Below are 16,928 nucleotides of genomic sequence, written 5' to 3'. Positions count from 1 at the left end.
TTGCCGCTCTCTGGGGTTTTGTGTCATTCACAGATGACCAATCTGAGGCTAGTTACCAACTACTTACTCTATCTTTTCTTCTAGCCTCTCAGCCTCTCTTCAATCTCCTCCATCTCCGGAATTGCCGAGATTCCGCCGCGGCGTTCGACGCACAGGCTTGCCACTGCGTTGCCGACCCTGCCAAACTGAATCATCTGCGCCCGGGTCAGGTGTTCCGGCGAGGTTTCTTCCTGCAGATAGGAGGCGAGAAAACCTCCCCAGAAGGAATCACCAGCGCCGGTTGTATCGACCGCATGGGAGGAAAAGCCCTCCGCTTTTACGATTCCATTTTCATTGCCGATCAGGGCGCCATCTCTTCCGAGCGTCACTGCCACCAGGTGCACGCCCTGACGGAGCAGATACTGAATCGCTTCCTCCGGGTCCTGATACGGGGTCAGAAGCGAGGTTTCTTCATCCGAAATCTTCATCATATCTACATAGGGAATCAGCGACTGCATCCGAAGCTGTGCGGTCTCCGGATCACTCCAGAGCGCCGCCCGGTAGTTCGGATCGTAGGAAATCACCGCACCGCTGTTTCTAGCAATATTGATCGCCTCATAGGTTGCCGTCCGGGATGGATCATCGGTCAGCGACAGGGAACCGACATGAAATACTCTCGTATTTTCCAGGATCTCCGGATCGATCTCTTTCATGCACAGATTCGTATCTGCCCCCGGCTTTCTCGCAAAGGCAAATTCGCGCTCCCCGTTTTCTTTCAGGCTTACAAATGCAAGCGTGGTAAAATACTTCTCATCCTGAATCAGGTTGTCCGTATTGATACCTGCCCGGATCAGGGTTTCCTTCAGGAAATCACCGTGCATATCCTTACCCACCTTGCCAATAAATGCTGTCTTCCTTCCAAATTTCGCAGCCGCCGCCAGCAGATTGGCCGGCGCACCTCCCGGATTCTGCTCAAACAGACGCATTCCCTGCTGTGAAACGCCTGCTGGAGTAAAATCAATCAGAAGCTCTCCCAGCGCTGTGATGTCTGTTTTTATTCTCATACGAATCATCCTCCGTATTACAAGTTATATCAATGGTGCCGCCATCCAGCCCTCTCACAGGCGGACAGCCACATCCGTTCGTCTCTCACAAGGAATTTTACTTCCGAATCGCGATATTTGCAAATTCTACTTTCGCGTCCTGCGCCAGCAGACCGAGCTCGTACTCCGGTTTCCGGAAAATACGATAGGTAAATGCCACCTGCTCGCCCACAAATACCTCTACCATGTCATGATCCACCGAAATCTTGACGTCGATTGCCGCGCCATTTTCAATCGCGAAGGTTTTCTCTGCCACGCGCACGCCATCCGGTCCCGGTTCCGTTGCTTTCGGAACCGCCTGGCAGGACTGCTCCCAGAACGGGTCAACTCCCATCGGCAGGGACAGAAGGGACACTCGCTGCATCGCCACATCAAACTCTAAGAACAGGCAGCCGCTTGCCTCCCAGTCGGATTTCAACAGGATTCCGAAGGAATCATTCGCTTCTTTCGGGATCACCGTGCCGGTAAACAGGAACTTTTCTTCCGGCTGCTCCAGGAAACCATACGAGGTTGTCCCGCATCCATCCAGCTCAACCGTTGTATCTCCATACAGCTTGTATTCTCCCATGACCGGAAGGTATTTCCAGTCAACTTTCTCTTTAAAGCAGTTTACATATTCTTCCGGAAGCTTCACGTCCAGCTGTCCGTCTGCCGTTGCAACGACCTCATGCGGAATACAGAACGTGCCGCCCCAGTACCACTCGCCGCGGTCGCTGTTTTCTGCACGGTCATGCGCCCAGGCAAAATAGAAACGGCGCCCGTTGTCATCCTGCATGGATTTAGCTGCATAGAAGCGGCGTCCGCCGATGCCGTCTTTCTTCGGCTTTTTCCACGGTCCAAACGGAGATTTGGAAGTGCGGTAAATCGTGTTGACAAACTCGGAAAAGCGGGAATAGGAAAGATACCAGGTATCGCCTATCTTGTACATCTCGCTGCATTCCGGACAATTCGTATTGCCTGCCGAATACAACGGACCATAATACTCCCAGTTTACCAGATCTTTCGAGCGGTACAGGACGATACAGCCGCGTCTTGTCACCGGCATATCCAGCCGTCTCGCCGAGATCAGAATCCAGTAGCATTTATCTTCCTCATTATAAAATACATACGGATCACGCCAGTCCAGCTTTTCATATAACTCTATCATCGGCGTGATAACCGGGTTTGCCGCGTCCTTCGTCCAGGTGATACCATCCTCGCTCGTCGCATGGCAGATCGTCTGCTGATATTCTGCCGTCAGGCAGTAACCCGTATAGAATGCGTGATATTTTCCTTCGCCGTAGATAACCGATCCCGTCCACACGCCGGACGCATCCGGCTCATCGCCCTCGCCCGGATACAGTGCTGTCGGCAGCTCCTCCCAGTGCACCAGATCCTCCGAAACAGAGTGGCTCCATGTAGTACGCAGTCTCGCCGGATATACCGTGGTTCCTGGCGGGGATGTCAGTGAAAAAATATGATATTTACCTTCATGATAAAACGGAATCGCGTCACCGGTCGAATCCGCAAATGACATTTTTCTGAAAAAGTCCATTCTTCTCTCCTTGCCTTTCTAAATGTGCTCTTGGAATCATTTCTTTTTTCTGAGGAGTGCCAGATTGCCCTTCTGGGAATCCAGTACAACCGCGCAGGCAATGATCAGACCCTTTACAATCAGCTGCCAGTAGGAGCTGACACCGATCAGATTCAGACCATTGGAAATAATACCGATTACCATCGCACCAAATACTGTGCCGCTGATACGTCCGCGTCCGCCTGCCATCGAGGTTCCGCCGAGGACACAGGCTGCGATCGCATCCATCTCATAGCCACTTCCGACGGACGGCTGTCCGGAATACATTCTCGATGCCAGAACCAGACCTGCAAACGCCGCCAGGGCGCCCGACAATGTAAACACGATGATCTCGACTTTCTTGATCGGAACACCAGAGAGACGCGCCGCCTCACGGTTTCCGCCGATTGCATACACATAGGTACCAAATTTTGTTTTAGAAAGCAGAAAACTAAATACGATAATTAAAATAACCATATAGACAACCGGCAGCGGAATAATGTTAAACAGATAACCCGTTCCGATTGCAATGAAAAACTTATCCGTAATACGGGTGGACTGTCCGCCCGAATATACATACGCGATACCGTTGCAGACATTCATCATTGCCATCGTAATGATAAATGCCGGAACACGGAATTTCGATACAACCATACCATCAATCAGACCAGCCACAACACCGATGATGATGCCAGCCGCAATCGCCACGCCAATCGGAAGTCCCTGATTAACTACAAATCCTACGGTCAGAGTTCCGCTCATCGCTACGATCGCGCCAACTGCCAGATCGATGTGTCCGAGAATAATAATCAACGTCATTCCCAGTGCAATGTATGTATTAATGGAAATCTGTCTGAGCACTGAAATGATATTGCTCGGTGTCAAAAATTTATCGGTTGCCAGTGCGACTACCACACATAAGATAACCAGCACTCCAATAATTCCTGTATTTCCGGTAAATACCGAGAGTACCGAATTGCCTGCTGTACTTTTCTTTCCGTTCATCACTCTTCGCCTCCTGCTGCATACTGCATGATTCTCTCCTGATCCAGTTCTTCTCTTCCGAGCATTCCCGTCATTTTTCCCGCCTTGATGACACATACGTTATCGCACATATTGATGATCTCCGGCAGCTCGCTGGATACCATGATAACGGCGATACCCGCCTTCGCCAGCTCATTAATAACGGAATAAATCTCAAACTTCGCATTGACATCGACGCCTCTCGTCGGCTCGTCCAGAATCAGGACATCCGGCTTGATTGCCAGCCATTTTCCAAGGACAATCTTCTGCTGGTTTCCGCCGGAAAGACTTCCCGCTTCCACCAGTTCCACCCGGTCTGCCACTGCTTTGATATGAAGCTTTTCTTTATAATAATCAATCACTTCCTGACATTTCCGGTCGCTGATGGCAATTCCGTTAATATAAGAGTCAATCGATGCCAGCGTGAGGTTAAAACCGACCGTATTGCCAAGGACAAGTCCCTGTTTTTTCCGATCCTCCGGCACCAGTCCGATGCCCGCCTTGATTGCCTGGATCGGTGTCGTGAAGCGGACTTCCTTTCCATTTAAAAGAATGGTTCCGCTCTGGTATTTTCTGGCTCCAAAGATACATTCCATGATCTCGCTTCGTCCGGCTCCGACCAGACCCGCAAATCCCAGGATCTCTCCCTTTCTTACCCGGAAGCTGATATCTGAGAACACACCCTCACAGGTTAAATTCTTCACTTCCAACGCCGTTTCTGCATGTCCCAGATCGTTGTAATCTCTGGCATAGAAGCTCTCTAACTCCCGTCCTACCATCATGGCTACCAGCTCGTTCGCATTCGTCTCCGATGTTTTTTTCGTTCCCACATAGGCGCCATCGCGGATGATGGTAACCCGATCCGAGATCCGGAACAGTTCTTCCATACGGTGGGAAATATATATAATGCTTACCTGTTTTGCTTTTAATCTCTCAATGATTCCAAATAACTGTTCTACCTCGTCATTGGAAAGGGAGGACGTCGGCTCGTCCATGACGATGATCCGTCCGTCGAAGGATACCGCCTTTACAATCTCAACCATCTGCTGCTGGGCGATCGTCAAAGATTCTACCAGCGTATCCGGGTGGATATTGACCCCGAGGTTTGCCAGCATCTCGCCTGCCCGGCGGTTCGTCTCCCGCATATCCACGGTGCCGAATTTCGTCTTGATTTCCCGTCCCAGGAACAGGTTCTGCGCGACCGTCAGATACGGAACCAGGACGATCTCCTGATGTATGATTCCGATTCCTTTCTCCTGGGCGTCCGAAACACCATTTATCTCAACTTCCTGACCATTAATCTTGATTGTTCCGCTGTCCGGTTTATAAATTCCTCCAAGGACCTTGATAAGCGTTGATTTACCCGCTCCATTTTCTCCCAGAAGCGCATGAACCTCGCCCATTTCCAGGGAAAAATTGATCCCTGACAATGCATAGATCCCGGAAAAACTTTTCTTGATATCTATCATTTCCAGAATTGTTTTTCCCATAGAACCCTCCGTTTTTTAGAAATGCGGCAATGAACCCCATCGCCGCATTTTCCATGTTTTATTTTATTTCACGTAACTATTAAGCTTCCTCGCAGTTCATTACTGCCAGTCGTTCAGAGTCTTCTCTGCCTCTTCTTTCTCTACCAGATGGGAATCCAGATATACTTTCTTCTCATCGATTGCGGTATCGCCGCCTACATATTTCTCAGCTGCGTCAAATGCATATTCTGCAATCTGAAGCGGAACCTGGCATGCAACTGCGGTGAACTCGCCGTCTAAGAGTGCCTGTTTTCCATCCGGGGATGCATCGATACTATATACACCGATCTCGCCGGTCTTGTTTGCTGCCTTGATAGCTGCTGCCGCACCCAGGGCAGACGGGTCATTGATACAGAAGAATGCTTCCAGATCCGGGTTTGCTGTGATAATATCCTCAGCCAGTCCCATCGACTGATCCAGCGCTGCACCGCCATCCTGCTGTGCTACAATCTCAAATTTATCTTTCTGATCGCCAAGGCCCTCAAGGAAACCATTGACACGATCCACGCAGCTTTCATTGGACGGGAAATCCAGAACTGCAATCTTTGCGCCATCCGGATAATCTTTCGTCATCTGCTCGCCCACTAACTGGCCTGCCATATATGCGTTGGTTCCAACGAACTGTGTCACGAACTGTTCGATATCATCATCGATGACCGCGGTATCTACGTTGAAAATCGGAATACCCGCATCTGCAATCTCAGCCAGTCCGGAGGTAATACCTGCGGAGTCAACCGGGATAACAAATACTGCATCGTAACCGCTGTTTGCACAGTCAGATAACTGGCTGAGCTGCTTGTTTAAATCATAATCCGGATCCAGGCAGGTATAGGAAATGCCGTTTTCCTTGCACAGCTCGCTGAGCTTTGCATCAATGGAACTCTGGAAAGTATTGTTTAAAGTATTCGTACAGAATGCAAACGATAAATCGCTGGTCTTTGCCTCAGCCCCCTGCGTATCTGCCGCTGCCTCAGAAGCATCGGCTGCCGCTGTTGTATCGGTACTGCTGGAAGAGCCGCATCCTGCCAGCATTGCTGCCATCATGCAAACTGAAAGACCTGCTGCTGTAAATCTAAGACTTTTTTTCATAAATCTGATCCTCCTCTTACTTCATCACTGTTTAGTGCATTTCAAACGGATTGTTATAGTTTTCTTTTTATTTTTACGTAAAAATTTTTCTCTCTGGAAGGAGTCTCCCTGTCTGATATCTAGATATTACTCTATTCCATGCCCTTTCGTCAATACTCTTGTGGCATATTGCACTAATTTCAGCGATATATTCATCCTGTTTTATTGATATTTATGCATTTCTACCGTTCCTTTTATTTTTTTACGTAAATTTCATTCATCTTATCGTTTTACCCCAATTTTTGTGCTATAATCAAAAACAGAAATATAAAACTGCGGCAAATCCAAATCCAGCCGCGCAGGAACCGCCGGACTAAATCCGTACCAGCAAGGGGGAGTTTTATGACCATCAAAGAAATCGCCGCAAAGGCAGGCGTCTCCATCGCCACCGTTTCCCATGTTATCAACCATACGCGCTATGTCAGCCCGGAACTGGTGGATAAAATCGAAGCTATTATTGAAGAAAGTGGATATTCTGAAAAAATCAAAAAAAAGGTGCGTAAAATCCGCAGCGGACGCAGTTCACAGATTGTCGCTGTCTTTCCAAATATCAAGAGCGCGCTCTACTGCGATCTGTGCAATCAGCTGCAGTCCTACGCGACCAGCCAGGGCTATCAGTTTTACACCGCCGTCACCAACGACAACCTGGAAGAGGAGAAAAGCATCCTGCAAAACTTAATCTCCAGTGCCAAGACCATCGGCATCTTTCTCTCCCCGGCAAGCAGCAATCCGGCTGCCTATTCATTTCTCTATGAATCCGGTATCCCGTTTGTCTGTGTCGAACGATTCATCGATGACGATGTCACTCCACGGATCCTTTTTGATTACACCAAAGCATTTCACTCCGCTACTTCCTATTTTTTTGAGAGCGGACACGAAAATGTGCTGTTTCTGGTAGAAAAAACAGACAGCCTCGCCAAACAGGACAAGATTGCCGGATATGAGCGGGCGCTTCTCTCCGCCAACCATACCCTGAGCAGTTCCTGCATCGCGGAGATCAATCTGTATCAGTCCAGTGATACCATCAGCCTGAATATTCAGAAAAGCATCACCCGGTATCTCCCCACCGCTATCATCGCCGGTGGAAACCGGCTGACTATGTTTCTTCTCAAGGCGCTGCGGGAGCTGGGAAAAGACTGTCCGCGCGATATTTCCATCATCGGATTTGACGATATGCTCTGGTGCGAGCTGACCGCCCCACCGCTATCCTGCATCCACCGGGACATCGACCAGATGGCAGAACTCGCCTCGCAGGCACTCTTTGACGAGATCAACCACCTCTCCGGCGCGCCTTTGACCCGCTATGCAGATGTAGAGCTGATTTTGCGTGATTCCACCCGGATCATCGACAACGGTCCGCTCGGTGAACACGCCGTCTCCCCGGACAGCATCCGCCTCTCCAAGGAGGAAAAACAGCTTTTGCGAACTGGAAATTACCGCGTCGCCATCTCCTTCCACTACACTGGAACCGCCTGGGCTGCCCTGCATCAGAAAGGCATCCGGGATGAACTGGAACAGTACGGAATCGATATTATTTCCACCATGGACGCCCATTTTGATCCTGCTCTCCAGAATATGCAGCTCGAAAGCATCAAAATGCAGCACCCGGACGCCGTCATCGCCATCCCCACCGACGATGTCCAGACGGGTCCGGCATTTCAGGAATTGTCCAAAATGACGCGGCTGGTCTTTTTAAGCAATGTCCCGCAGAATTTTAGCCGGAACAATTACGTCTCCTGTATCTCCGTCAATGAGCGGGAAAATGGCACCAATACAGGGCGCATGATCGGTGAATATCTGAAAGAAAAACCGCATGCCAAAGTCGGCTTCATCATCCACGGTGCCATGTTTTACGGCACTACTGAGCGTGATAACTGTGCCGAAAAAATATTAAGGGAATCCTATCCCAATATCGAGATCACTGCCAGAAAAGGCTTCATCCAAATCGAAAATGCTTACAAGGTATGCTTTGAAATGATAAGCGAGCACCCGGATATCCAGGCGCTCTATGTGAGCTGGGACCGCCCCGCTCTGCTCGCCATCAAGGCCCTGAAAGCTTTGAACCGGACAGATATTGCTGTCTTTACCACGGATCTGGATTTTGAGATTGCAGAAGAAATGAATCAAGGATTTGTAAAAGGACTCAGCACCCAGAGACCATATGACCAGGGAAAAGCGGCCGCTCTTGCAGTCGCCAAATCCCTGGTCAGTGATAACGTCCCCAAATATATCGGCGTGCAGCCCTATGTAGTTCATGAAAAACAGCTGAAACGTGCCTGGAAGGATATTTTCTTTGAGGCACTGCCGGAGGAGCTGGGGGAGAAGCAGATGGGTCAGTAGCTATTTTCCAAACCCATACACCTCTTCCGGATATAGGCGCATCCCGCTTTCTTTTAAAATTTTGCCAACCACCTCCCCCCATGATATGATAAAGTTATTCGTAACAATTCCGTATCTTCAGAAAGGAGCATCATCGATGGCACCCCTAAAAATCCCTGTTGGTATTTCTGATTTTAAAAAGCTGCGCGAAGACGGCTATTATTATATTGATAAAAGCGGGCTGATCGCTGATCTTCTGACGAATAACTCGGAAGTCACCCTGATTACCCGCCCGCGTCGTTTTGGAAAAACACTGGCGATGAGTATGCTTGCCAATTTTTTTGATATTCGAAAAAAAAGCCCGAATCTTTTTACCGGACTTCAAATCGAATCTCGTCCAGATCGATGAACGCATGTATACAAAAGAATTTGAAGGAAATTATGATGAAATTTTCTGTTATGGAATTTCCTTCTTCAAGAAACGGTGTATGGTAAAGGGGATAGGTAAATAATGCTGGCATCTGTTTTTATACACAAATAGGGCGTCTGTCGCATTTACAAATATGCTGGCCGATAACCCTATTTTATAGCCAAAAGGAGCTGCTGCACGGTTTGTGCAACAGCCCCTTCTTACATCTTCACTTATTAAATTCTTACAGTCTCGCAATCACTGCGTCCACATATTCCTCGGTGGTTGCAGTTCCATGCAGATCTCTTGTCAGGTGCTTGCCTTCTGCCAGAACCTCATCCACAGCCTTGCGGATGCGTCCGGCGGTCTCATTTTCACCTAAGTACTCTAACATCATGCAGGCAGACCACAGGAATGCGGTCGGGTTTGCCAGGTGCTTGCCTGCAATATCCGGTGCACTGCCATGTACGGCCTCAAACATAGCATAGTCAGAACCGATATTGCTGGATGGAACGAGTCCCAGGCCTCCGATCAGGCCGCTGCACAGGTCCGAAAGAATATCTCCGTACAGGTTCTGCATTACCATAACATCAAACTGGTTTGGATTCATGACAAGCTGCATGCAGGTGTTATCGATGATTTTATCATCACCTTCAATCTCCGGATATTCCTTTGCAATCTCTTTGAAAATGGAAAGGAACATGCCATCGGACATTTTCAGGATATTTGCCTTATGAATACAGGTTACTTTCTTGCGTCCGTTCTTTTTCGCATACTCGAATGCATCGCGGATAATGCGCTCGCTTGCCTGTCTTGTAACAATCTTAATTGCATGAACCGTATCCGGATTTACCTGCTCCTCTACACCAACATAAAGACCTTCTGTATTTTCGCGGAAAATCACGATATCCACATTCTCAAATGGAGTTTTTACTGCCGCGTTGGACTTAACCGGGCGGATATTGGCATACAGGTCATACTGTCCGCGAAGTGTTACATTCAGGGAGCGGAATCCTTTTCCAACCGGAGTCGTAATCGGGGATTTTAAGAGTACTTTGGTGCGCTCGAAGGAAGCATAAGCTTCCTCTGGAATCAAAGCACCGTTGCGTTTCCACTCATCCTCACCAACATTGAAAATTTCATATTCCAGCGGTGCATCTGCCGCTTTTAAAATCTTTAACACATTATCAACTAACTCCGGACCGATACCATCGCCGCGAAATACTGTAATTTTATGACTCATTTCTTTATCCTCCTTCTTGATTTTCCCAATCGTAACTGTTCAGTACCTTCACAGTCACGCGCAGTAAATGCGCAGACCTACTGAACAGTTACTTCCAATCTTCATATATTATCGAAAGCTGCCAGAACAGGCTGACAGCTTTTCGAACAAACAACTTCTCATTCAAGTCGAACGTCCCTTACAGAACAACTGCTACAATCAGGTTATATGCCGCACAGCAGATAACGCTGATCGGCACTGCCACAAAAAGCAGGCGGTTGAACAGGTGATTTCGGTCTTCCTCGTTTCCGCAGGAACCAAGAATCAGGCTGCCGCCGGATGAGAACGGGCTGATCGCACTGCTCTGTGCACCAAGAATCGTGCAGGCAAAGAGTGCTGCCGGATTTAATCCGGTTGCTGCCGCAAGTCCCGGAATCAGCGGGAACAGGGCCGGTGCTACAACACCGGTTGTAGAACTGAAGAAACTCATAAATGCGCCTACAAAGCTGAATGCCAGCGGAATCAGGGCTGTCGGAACATTGGAACCAATCCATGCGGATAATGCATCAATGGTACCGGCCTGAACTGCAACGGCGATAAGCATGCCGGCTCCGGCAATCATGAGGATGGTGTTCCACGGCACACGTGCGATAACTTCCTTCTGCGGTGCCAGATCAAAGAGCAGTGCGATGATGGTAAAGCAGAATGCCACCAGTCCTACATCAACCTTTCCGGCAATTTTTCCAATCAGCTCATTGCCAGGAACTGCCATCTTTAAGAGCGGGAATACCAGGACAATCACCATCATCAGAATCATTAAATGCAGGGTTGTTTTCTGCTTTTTATCAAAGGGTTCCGGACGGTTGAAGGTTACGCCCTTTCCAATACCGCGGTTGCTCTTGAAACCGAAGCGGAAAATTGCAATCAGAATCAGGGAAAATACAATCGCGAAACCAAAAATTTTCATTTCATCTACAAAGGAATTCGTTGCTTCAAATGCCGGTTCTGCTTCATAAGCAGTATCAATCAGACCGCGGAATACGACGCCCAGCGAAGCTGTGGGGAAGTTTCCGCCTGCCAGTGCACCGCAGTTGATCGCCACCGCACCGGTCAGCTTGTCCATCTTTGCTTCCTCACAGATAAGGATGGTAATCGGTGCCAGGAATGCCAGAACGGTAAAGTATGCAGCGCCCATAACAGAAAGTACAACTGCTACAAAAAATAATGCAAAAGGAAGCATGCCCGGAAACTTACGGCACATATAGAGAAGACTGGCCGACATTTTTTCAAGGGTTCCATTCACAGCTGCAAAGTTGTAAAACAGTGATACTGACAGGATGACGAACATGGTGCTGACCGGCCAGAAGCCAATCAGTTCTTTTGTTTTCAATCCCATGCCAAAACAACCAATCAGGTATGCAAAGGCAATACAGAAAAATCCCGTATTGATTTTCGTTTTATATCCCAATATAACGGCAACCGCAATGGATGCCACCAAAACTGCACTTAACATATGATGCGTCCCCCTATTCTTCGATGCCCAACAGTTTTGCCGGAATAGTGTGTGTCATATGGTACACGTGTTCTTCCGGAATTCCATGATCTACCAGATACTGCATATATTCTGCCAGCGCCAGCTCCCAATGCGGGTTTTCTGTCTGGCCGCCATCGGTATCAACCATGACATTTTTATAGCCAACCTCTTTGATGAGTTCCAGGTTGTCTGCCAGATTGCTCTTATACTTTCCGCCGCCCATGTTCTGTGCATAGCAGCGCTCTAAGATAACGTCATAATCCTTTACCAGGCGAAGCTGATCCTCATGGCTCATGCCTACAATCCACCATTCAGGATGGGTTACAACGATGTTTTTTACTCCCATATCCCGTGCAGCTTCCACAACTGTGAAAATCTCCTCCGGTGCGATGTGAGCGGTTCCCAGTACCGCATTGTGGTCGCGAATCAGTTCCAGCACGGAACGAAGCTCCGGAACGATCTTTCCATCTTTTACGACCTCCACGCTCTGGCTCAGATCCTGGTTCATCTTCTGCATATGGTTCTTCGCCGACTGGGTCGGAAGCCATACCACCTTTGCTCCCAGGCGAAGTGCCACATCGACTGCCTTCGGATTGATGCCGCCGACTACCTTATTTAAGGTAATACTGCCAAACATCGTAAAATTGTTCGTTTTCCCGTGTACAATCTCGTTGTGGCGATTGCACAGATACGCCCGATCCATCGTGGTTCCCTGATGCGTCTTGATGACGATAGCGCGTGCCCCAACCCGGATCGCCGCCTCCATCAGTTCGAAATCATCATACGCCCGCAGACGCAGATCTGGATTCGTGTGAACGTGCATGTCGATAACACCCTTCATTAAATCCTGTTTCATCTTGCTTATTCCTCCTATTTATAGTCGTCCACAAAGGCTTTTTCAAAGCTGCGTTCCCTCGCCGGATTTCTATTCGATTTTCCAGCCGCTGCTTCAGTCTCTGCCATTGATTTTTGCTTGTTTTTATCTTATACTATTTTTGTTATAGGAGAAAGACAAGATTTGTTATACCATATATCGGAAATTCCGATACCTCGTAAGGGAGATTTTCATGGATTTAAAGGAACTAGACTATATCGTAACCGTCGCTAACGAGGGAAGCATCTCCCGCGCAGCTGAAAAACTGTTTATGGCGCAGTCGAGCTTAAGCCAGGCGGTTCGCCTGTTTGAACAGGATCTGGGGACGCCGATTTTCGTCCGTACTGCCCGCGGGGTCCGTCCAACCTCTGCCGGGGAGGCATTTATTTTCCATGCCAGACAGATTTTACAGCAGTACCAGGAGGCACGCAGCGAGGCTTCGGATATTGAAAATTTAAAGGGCGGCACTGTCATTTTCGGCATCAGTACCTACCGGGGAACCTACCTGCTGCCGCCGGTCCTGAAAAAATTCCATGCCCTGTATCCACGGGTTCATGTGGAGATCTGTGAGATGGACAGTATTGATCTGGAAAATAAGATTTTAGAGGGACTTTTAGATCTGGCGCTGATAGCCGCGCCGCCGGTTCGGATCAAACACGGTGTGGATTTCTTGATGCGGGATGAGATCATGATCGCCACCACCGCCGACCACCCGGTCATGGCGTTTGCGAAGCCATGTGAATCGGAGCCGGAACAGATGTGGATCGACCTAAAGGACACCGCACCATTTGAGTATATTCTGGGACCGCCCAGCACCGTCCTCGGACGGACTGGCCGCCGCTCCCTGCGCGAGGCTGGCGTGGAACCGCTGGGACTCGACACCTACCTCTCCGCCTCCTTCGCTGCGGCGATGGCGCGGGAGGGAGTCGGACTCGCATTCACCTACCGTTCCTGCCGCATCATGCGGGATGAGTTCCGCTATCTGCGGATCGGGAAAGATGGTATTTTCCTCGATCTGGCGCTCGCCTGGCCCGCTGGAAAATACCGCTCGCGGGCGGCGATGGCGCTCGCGAAGCTGTTTCAGGAGATGGCGCCGGAGCTGCTGCGGAAATAATTTTCGCGAATTAAACATCAAAACAAAACGTTTCAGCGCTGCTGGATTTACCGTTTTTCCGTTTTCTAACCATTTTCATTCTATCAAAAACAGCCGCCCCGCGATTCATTTCATCCTTCGCGAAGCGGCTGTTCTTTTAACTATATTTACTCAAAGCAAACCCGCTCTGCCCCTTCAATCTGAAGAGTGGTCTGGTAGAATTTCGTCAGTGCGCGGATTGCGTACTCAACGTCCTTCACACCTGCCGTTTCGTAGCAGGAATGCATCGCAAGCTGCGGCAGACCGATATCGACGGCATGGACGCTGACCTGCGTGTTGGAAAGGTTTCCAAGGGTGGAACCGCCTAAAATATCACTGCGGTTTGCAAACACCTGAACCGGAACACCTGCCTCATTGCAGACATTCGTAAATACCGCACGGCTGAATGCGTCCGTGGTGTATTTCTGGTTCGCGCTCTCCTTGATGACGATACCTTTGTTCATCCAGGAGCAGTTGACTGCATCCGTCTTCTCCCCGTGGTTCGGGTGAACGGCGTGTGCGTTGTCGCAGCTTACGAGGAAAGAACCGGCAACTGCCTGATAGTAGTCCTCCGGCGTCTTTCCAAGTGCGCCGTTGATGCGGTGCAGGACATCCTGTAAGAAGGTGGACATCGCCCCCTGCTTCGTATTGGAACCAACTTCCTCATTGTCGAAGCAGCAGTATACGCTGACATCGCGCTCATTCTTCGCCTCCAGGAATGCTTTCAGGGAAACGTAAGCGCACTGTAAGTCGTCCAGTTTCGGGCTGGAAACGAACTCGTCCGCATACCCCCAGATCGTACCCGGCTGGCGGTTTACAAGGAAGAGATCCTTCCCTAAAATGTCCTCCGCTGCCACACCAAGCTCTTTCGCAATCATCGCGTCAAACGCGCCTTTTTTCAGCTCACCAGCGGAGAACAGTGGGCATAAATCAACCTGACGGTTGTATTTGTATCCATTGTTCACCTCACGGTTGAAATGAATCGCTACGTTCGGAATGATGAGCAGATCTTTATCGATGTACAGAAGTCTCGCGCTCACGCCCTGACCGTCTTTTACCAGTACACGGCCTGCAACGGTCAGAGGGCGGTCAAACCAGGTGTTGTCGATCATGCCGCCGTATGCTTCCACATCGAGGCGCAGATACTCGCCCGGACCATTTAACTCCGGCACACTCTTGATCTTGTAAGTCGGTGAATCACTGTGGGAGGCACACATCTGGAAGTGATAATCAGTCAGCTTCTCTCCTACGCGAAACGCAATGATACTGGAATGGTTGCGGATTGTATAGTAATCTCCGCCCTGTTTCACGTCCCAACGAGCCGACTCCGGCAGGTATGTAAAACCTGCCTCGTCCAGCATACCCTTGATTGTCTCGATGGAATGAAACATACTCGGGCTGTTCTCAATAAAAGTCAGTAATTCATTTGCAGCATTCATTATGCAGACTTCCCTTCTCTCTTCTTAATCGCCGGTAAGATAAGTCCCAGTGTTACCAGGACAATCGGCGTAATGACATTCAGCACAGTTGTATACATATCGCCCTGCTTGTACATGCCTAAGATACAGCAGGCTGCTGTTACGAAGAAGCACCATGCACCGAAGCCAAGAGCGACTCCGTTATTCTTTACAAAGCGGTACTCACGTTCAAACTTGTTCGTGTGTTTACGAAGCATGAAGTAAGCGAAGAATACCCACAGATAGCGCATCGGCATAGTAACCGAGTTTAACTGGGTCAGCTGACGCAGTACAGTATCTGCGTTCGGAACCAGGACCTGAGCCAGGATAATGGAACCGGACAGGATAACAACCATCCAGATACCATTGATGTACGCGCCGAATTTGTTCTTCTTTAACAGCTTGGTCGGGATGAACTGACGCGCATCCTCGTTGTCAAGCAGCATACGCAGCGGTGCGTCGATGCTGACTACCAGCGTCGAGAACTGTCCGATCGCGTTGCAGGCTGCGTAGATAATCATGAGCAGATTGCCGACACCGTAGTACTCACCCAGTTTCTGGAATGCCCAGTAAGAACCGTTTGCGTTGTAGGAGTCAAAATTCTCCTCAATCAGTACCGGATCAAACATCATGCCCATTGCGATGGTACCGAAGATCGCGCAGACAATAACCATGATTGCTGCAAAGATCATGCTCTTCGGGAATCCCTTTGCCGGATCCTCTACCTTGTTTACATACGGGGAGATCTTCTCACAGCCGCCGACTGCAAAGACAAGAATGGACAGGCTGCTGAAATACTTCCAGTTGAAGGCCGGGATCATGTTCTTTAAGCTGAAATCCACCGACAGGTAACCGCCGTTCGGATTGATGGCCGGCGCAGCAAACATCAGCAGGATGTACAGGATACTCATGACGAACATACTCGTTCCCGCCAGGGTAGCCAGTTTCTTTAATGGGTTTAAGCCGCGGCTCGCAACCCAGCAGAAGAACAGCAGTACCGCAAAGGTAACTAACTGAACCTCTTTCGTGTTAAAGGACGCATACTTCTCTGCGTTCTGGAAAATCATCCAGCTGAGCGCTTTCAGACCGCCGGAACCTTTGGATGCGATGTAGGTGACATGACACGCCCAGTAGGTCCAGCCTGCGTAGTATGCAGCCTTCGCACCGGTTGTCTCATGAATCCAGGAACTGACACCACCGCCCGAATTCTTAAATGCGGAGCCAAGCTCTCCGACCATCAGTGCGTACGGTACAAAGTACAGTGCAAACATCAGAATCCAGGAGAAGATAACCTGTGTTCCATTGAAGTATATGAAACCATTTAAAACGTTTCCAAATGCCCAGAGGGTGGAGAAACACATAAAGGAAAGCATATACCACTTGATTTTGTCTTGTGACTTGTTCATATCTTATTTTTTCTCCTTACTGCCAGTATCTTTTTTATTTTCTCATATGCCGCGTTAATTGTCAAAAGTATTTTTTATTAACCCAGTATTTTCCAGTCGGATTTGGTAGTATTCTGTTGTTTGTGTGTATTTTTTGTTAAAGTCTCACAATATATACCTATTTCCCTCGCAAAAAAAAGCGGCGTTCCGTTCCGAATCGCCGCTTTTTTGCCTCTTTTTGTACGTGTCACAAAAACATACGGTCTGTGAACTGCCGTATCG

13 protein-coding genes are annotated in these 16,928 nt (G+C 49.1%); 3 read left to right on the top strand and 10 right to left on the bottom strand.

The features are described 5' to 3' along the window. Positions 1-80: 80 nt before the first annotated feature. From DXC57_RS11220 to DXC57_RS11200, 5 genes are all read right to left on the bottom strand, one after another. Positions 81-1,043, bottom strand: a complete 963-nt coding sequence (locus DXC57_RS11220; protein WP_181357259.1) for a carbohydrate kinase — start codon at positions 1,041-1,043, stop codon at positions 81-83. 97 nt (positions 1,044-1,140) lie between these two features. Then, entirely contained in the window at positions 1,141-2,616 is a 1,476-nt protein-coding gene (locus DXC57_RS11215) for a glycoside hydrolase family 32 protein (RefSeq protein ID WP_118570563.1), read from the bottom strand. Positions 2,617-2,652: 36 nt separating this feature from the next. Continuing rightward, positions 2,653-3,639, bottom strand: a complete 987-nt coding sequence (locus DXC57_RS11210; protein WP_107001726.1) for an ABC transporter permease — start codon at positions 3,637-3,639, stop codon at positions 2,653-2,655. Then, the gene (locus tag DXC57_RS11205) at positions 3,639-5,147 is read right to left on the bottom strand and encodes a sugar ABC transporter ATP-binding protein (protein WP_107001727.1); all 1,509 of its coding nucleotides are present in this window, start codon (positions 5,145-5,147) and stop codon (positions 3,639-3,641) included. Before DXC57_RS11205 ends, DXC57_RS11210 begins: the two co-directional genes overlap by 1 nt. Positions 5,148-5,246: 99 nt before the next feature. After that, positions 5,247-6,275 (bottom strand): sugar ABC transporter substrate-binding protein, encoded by a 1,029-nt coding sequence (locus DXC57_RS11200; protein WP_107001728.1) that lies wholly within the window; start codon positions 6,273-6,275, stop codon positions 5,247-5,249. A gap of 381 nt (positions 6,276-6,656) precedes the next feature. Between DXC57_RS11200 and DXC57_RS11195 the strand changes: the two genes are divergently transcribed. Together DXC57_RS11195 and DXC57_RS11190 are read left to right on the top strand one after the other, a co-directional pair. Beyond that, positions 6,657-8,654, top strand: coding sequence for a LacI family DNA-binding transcriptional regulator (locus tag DXC57_RS11195; RefSeq protein WP_118652654.1), 1,998 nt, complete (start codon positions 6,657-6,659; stop codon positions 8,652-8,654). A gap of 136 nt (positions 8,655-8,790) precedes the next feature. Further along, positions 8,791-9,042, top strand: a complete 252-nt coding sequence (locus tag DXC57_RS11190; protein WP_118652652.1) for an AAA family ATPase — start codon at positions 8,791-8,793, stop codon at positions 9,040-9,042. Positions 9,043-9,286: 244 nt separating this feature from the next. On the opposite strand, the gene DXC57_RS11185 is transcribed toward DXC57_RS11190, so the two are convergent. The 3 genes from DXC57_RS11185 to DXC57_RS11175 all read right to left on the bottom strand — a co-directional run bounded on the left by DXC57_RS11185 (position 9,287) and on the right by DXC57_RS11175 (position 12,654). Continuing rightward, positions 9,287-10,285 carry an isocitrate/isopropylmalate dehydrogenase family protein gene (locus tag DXC57_RS11185; RefSeq protein WP_022360657.1) on the bottom strand — a complete coding sequence of 333 codons (999 nt, stop codon included), beginning with the start codon at positions 10,283-10,285 and terminating at the stop codon, positions 9,287-9,289. 178 nt (positions 10,286-10,463) lie between these two features. Then, complete coding sequence (locus tag DXC57_RS11180) at positions 10,464-11,777, bottom strand: SLC13 family permease (protein ID WP_118652650.1); 1,314 nt, start codon at positions 11,775-11,777, stop codon at positions 10,464-10,466. 13 nt (positions 11,778-11,790) lie between these two features. Continuing rightward, the gene (locus DXC57_RS11175; RefSeq protein ID WP_022360659.1) at positions 11,791-12,654 is read right to left on the bottom strand and encodes a DUF6282 family protein; all 864 of its coding nucleotides are present in this window, start codon (positions 12,652-12,654) and stop codon (positions 11,791-11,793) included. 211 nt (positions 12,655-12,865) lie between these two features. Here DXC57_RS11175 and DXC57_RS11170 point away from each other — a divergent pair, with 211 nt between their 5' ends. Beyond that, positions 12,866-13,786 (top strand): LysR family transcriptional regulator, encoded by a 921-nt coding sequence (locus DXC57_RS11170; RefSeq protein ID WP_118652648.1) that lies wholly within the window; start codon positions 12,866-12,868, stop codon positions 13,784-13,786. 146 nt (positions 13,787-13,932) lie between these two features. Here the strand turns inward: DXC57_RS11170 and DXC57_RS11165 are convergent, their stop codons facing one another. Both DXC57_RS11165 and DXC57_RS11160 read right to left on the bottom strand, forming a co-directional pair. Beyond that, on the bottom strand, positions 13,933-15,243 hold the full coding sequence (locus DXC57_RS11165) for a M18 family aminopeptidase (RefSeq protein ID WP_118652646.1): 1,311 nt from the start codon (positions 15,241-15,243) through the stop codon (positions 13,933-13,935). Beyond that, the gene (locus DXC57_RS11160; protein ID WP_118522871.1) at positions 15,243-16,667 is read right to left on the bottom strand and encodes an amino acid permease; all 1,425 of its coding nucleotides are present in this window, start codon (positions 16,665-16,667) and stop codon (positions 15,243-15,245) included. Before DXC57_RS11160 ends, DXC57_RS11165 begins: the two co-directional genes overlap by 1 nt. Between the last annotated feature and the right edge of the window lie 261 nt (positions 16,668-16,928).

Origin of the sequence: Clostridium sp. TF06-15AC, from assembly GCF_003481165.1 — a bacterium.
In the GTDB taxonomy this organism is placed as follows: domain Bacteria; phylum Bacillota; class Clostridia; order Lachnospirales; family Lachnospiraceae; genus Otoolea; species Otoolea fessa.
This window is presented reverse-complemented; position numbering and strand designations above follow the sequence as displayed.